At 39.8% G+C, this 3,831-nt stretch carries 2 protein-coding genes; both read left to right on the top strand.

Annotated elements, in window-relative coordinates; translation table 11 throughout:
- Positions 1-2,196 (top strand): condensation domain-containing protein (locus OCK74_RS27675; protein ID WP_279300363.1); only part of this gene is annotated, 2,196 nt, incomplete at its 5' end.
- Between the two features lie 10 nt (positions 2,197-2,206).
- On the top strand, positions 2,207-3,831 hold a 1,625-nt coding region (locus tag OCK74_RS27670), incomplete at its 3' end, for a condensation domain-containing protein (RefSeq protein WP_279300362.1).

Here is a 3,831-nt window from a genome sequence, read left to right as displayed (position 1 = left end):
CCCATTGGGGTAGTAGGGGAGATCTGTGTGGGGGGAGCAGGCCTGGCCCGGGGCTACCTGAACCGGGAAGAATTAACTAAAGAGAAGTTTATGGCCCATCCCTTCAAGGCAGGGGCGCGCTTATACCGGACCGGGGATATGGGCAGGTGGCTTCAGGATGGCTCTATAGAATACCTGGGCCGTAGGGATGAGCAGGTCAAGATCCGGGGGTATAGAATAGAGTTGGGCGAGATCGAGAGTGTGGTGCTGCAGAGTCGGGGGGTGAGGCAGTGTGTGGTGGTAGCCAGGGAAGAAGAGGGGAGCAGTAAGCGACTGGTGGGTTATGTAGTGGCAGAGGAGGCCTTGAATAAAGAACAACTGATAGAATGCCTCAAGGCAAGGCTGCCGGAGTACATGGTGCCCCTGCAGTGGGTGCAGTTGGAGCAGCTGCCCCTGACCGCCAATGGCAAGGTGGACAGGAGGGCCCTGCCGCAGGTGGAGGTGGGTGCCACCAGCAGGTATGTAGCCCCCAGAAATGAAGTGCAGCAGCAACTGGTGCAGATCTGGCAGCAACTCTTAAAAGTAACCCCCATCGGCATCCACGACAACTTCTTCGAACTCGGCGCCGATTCCATTATTTCTATTCAAGTGGTGAGTAGGACAAAACGGTTAGGATATTATATTCAACCGAAGGATTTATTTGTTCATCAAACTGTTGCAGAACTTTCAAAAGTGATTACTTATCAATCTGCATCAATAATTACCACAGATGAACAGGATTATTTATCAGGTGCTTGCGGATTACTTCCTATACAACAATGGTATTTTGAAAAGAAACAGGCAGAGATATCGCATTTCAACCAGGGAATATTATTGGCTATCGATAAGGTCATTACCGAACAAATATTGAAACGGGCTGTAGAACAATTAATCTCCCATCATGATGCACTGCGATTTAAGTATTATGAAGAAAACGGTCAGTGGCAACAAGTATATGGAACTGGTAAATCTGCATTAATAACAGAAGATTTGCATTCGGCCACTCAAACTTCATTGCATGCATTAATAGATGAAATAGCCAATAATTATCAGCGTAGTTTACAGATCGGGAATGGAGGTCTCATCCGGGTAGTATGGATGCAAATGCCCGAATCAGAGAACGCAAACCGGCTGCTCATTGTAATTCATCATTTAGCAGTTGATGGTGTTTCCTGGAGGATATTGATACAGGATTTACAAGTACTGTTAAATGGATTGATCAATAGTGAAGAGATAAATCTGGGAAAAAAGAGTTCTTCTTACCGCCAGTGGTATCATGCATTGGAAAAGTATAGCCAAAGCAAACGTTTACAGTCACAAAAAGGGTATTGGTCAAAGTTGGTTAAAAGCTATGTTCCACTTAATGTGGATAAAGAATATGCAGGAGATATCAGATATAAAGACACGAGACAATTTACTCAATGCTTGGATGTAAAGGAAACGCAGCAGTTACTTCAGGAAGTTCACCGGGCCTATAATACTGAGATCAATGATATACTCCTTTGTGCATTGGCTATAACGTTATGCAAATGGAGCAATAAAGACAGCGTCATTGTAGGCTTGGAGGGACATGGCAGGGAAAGTATTATGGAACGTATAGATACCAGCCGGACTATTGGTTGGTTCACTTGTCTTTACCCCGTTTTACTGCAAGTTGATCATGCAAAGACAAAAGATGACTGGATCAGGAGTGTAAAGGATCAAATGCGGCAAATCCCTGATAAGGGGATTGGCTATGGTGTGCTGAAATATTTGAACAAGGAGGATGCGTTAAAAGGCAACGATTGTTGGGATATAATATTTAATTATCTGGGCCAATTAGATAATATATATAACAAGGATGGCTTTTTTACAGAAGCTGTAGAGCCATGTGGAGATAGTATTAGTGGTGAATACATTGTCAGGGAGAAGCTTTCAATAAACTGCGTTGTGCAGGCAGGAAAACTCGTAATAAATTGGAGTTATAGCAATTGGCATTATGAAGAACAAACGATCATGGGCATTGCAGAAAAATATTTATTGAATCTGAAGTCATTAATCAGTCATTGCATACAACCGGGCAAATACGAAGTATTCAAAACACCTTCTGATTATAGAGTGAGCTCTAAAATTAATCATAAAGAACTCGAACGATTCATTCAGCAAGAGGAAGATCAAGATAATATCCTCAGCTTTTAAACTATATGAAATGATGGAGATAAAAGAGTTTATCGGAACCCTGGAAAAAAAGAATTTTTCATTAGCTGTAGAAAATGAAAAGCTCATTCTTAAAGGAGATAGAAAGAAGTTAACTGCAGATGAAATTGAGGATATTAAGAAAAATGAGTTTATTATAAACTACATAAAGGAGCGCAAGAGTGAAATTATCCAATACCTTTCTCAGCTCCCGGCGAGTTATCCTGCTGAAAGAAAAACCAAAAGTGTTGCTTCTATTTATCCCCTAAGTGGTTTGCAAATGGGGATGTTGTTCCATGGACTATATGATGAAGAGACGCGAGCCTATATACAACAATTTGGGTGTGATCTCTTTGGCGTTGTAGAATATGTTTTTTGTAAAAGCTGGAATCATGTGTTACAATGCCATAGCGTACTCAGAAGTTCGTTTTATTATGATGAGTTCAGTGAGCCGGTTCAATGTGTATATAATGATGTTGAACTACCAATTGTGATATTGGATTATAGGAACATGAATGAAACCGAACAAAAAGAAGCCTTAAAGAAATATGAAGAAGCCGATTATAATAAAGGATTTGACTTTAAAGCTGTGCCTTTAATGCGTATGGCATTAATTAGATTAAATGAAAATCAATATCGGATGTTATGGACCTTTCATCATATTTTATTTGATGGCTGGTCCCTGCCTGTTTTATTAGAAGAGTTTTTAAATGCATATGAACTTTTAATATCAGGAAAGCCATTACAATTAGAGAAAGAAGATCGCTATGAAGATTTTATCAGCTATCTTGAAATTCGAGATAAGGAAGGAGATGAAACATACTGGCTCAATTATTTAAAGGATGTAGAACAGAGTACGCTCCTGCCTTTTATTAGATCTACAGCAGAAAGAACAAAAGTAGCCGGGAAGTTTAGGTCAGAGGAGTTACAATTAAGTACTGCTACAATTTCTAAAATACTTGCTTACACTAGGTACAACCGTATAACATTAAATACGTTGATGCAGGGAGTATGGTCCTATCTATTACATCGTTATACAGGTTGTGGTGTTATCGTTTTTGGTACAATTGTATCAACCCGTCCTGATGATCTGCCAAACATCGAGCAGCGCGTAGGAATGTATATCAATAATCTTCCTTTGCGGTCACATATGGAGGAAGAAAGTGGTATAGTAGAATGGTTACAGAATTTACAGCAAGAGCAAGCTTCATCACGTCAATACCAGTACACTATTTTGAATGATATTCAGAGTTGGACAAGCGTACAGGGAGAGCTGTTTGACAGTTTGCTGACTTTTGAGAATTATCCGGTAAGTGATGATTTTTTTTCTGATCAACGGCGTTTAAGTTTTCGAAATTTATACCATAATGGTCAAAGTAATTATCCATTAACTATTATTATCAATAGTATAGGGCAAATAAAGATCGAGTTCAAATACAATAGTAATTTATTAGAGGAGACCCATGTAAAAGAGATACGGCAACATTTTGAAAACGTATTACTTCAAATAGTCGATAAGGCAAATGGTAAGCTAAAGGATATTAATTACCTGACTTCTTTTGAGCAGCAGCAGTTGCTCCATGGCTTTAACAGCTGTGAAGTGGCTTATCCTAAACACCACACCCTTGTCTCTTTGTT

Source organism: Paraflavisolibacter caeni (assembly GCF_025628885.1).
Taxonomy (GTDB): domain Bacteria; phylum Bacteroidota; class Bacteroidia; order Chitinophagales; family Chitinophagaceae; genus Flavisolibacter; species Flavisolibacter caeni.
The sequence above is the reverse complement of the archived record's forward strand: the minus strand, read 5'-3'. Positions and strand labels throughout refer to the sequence as shown.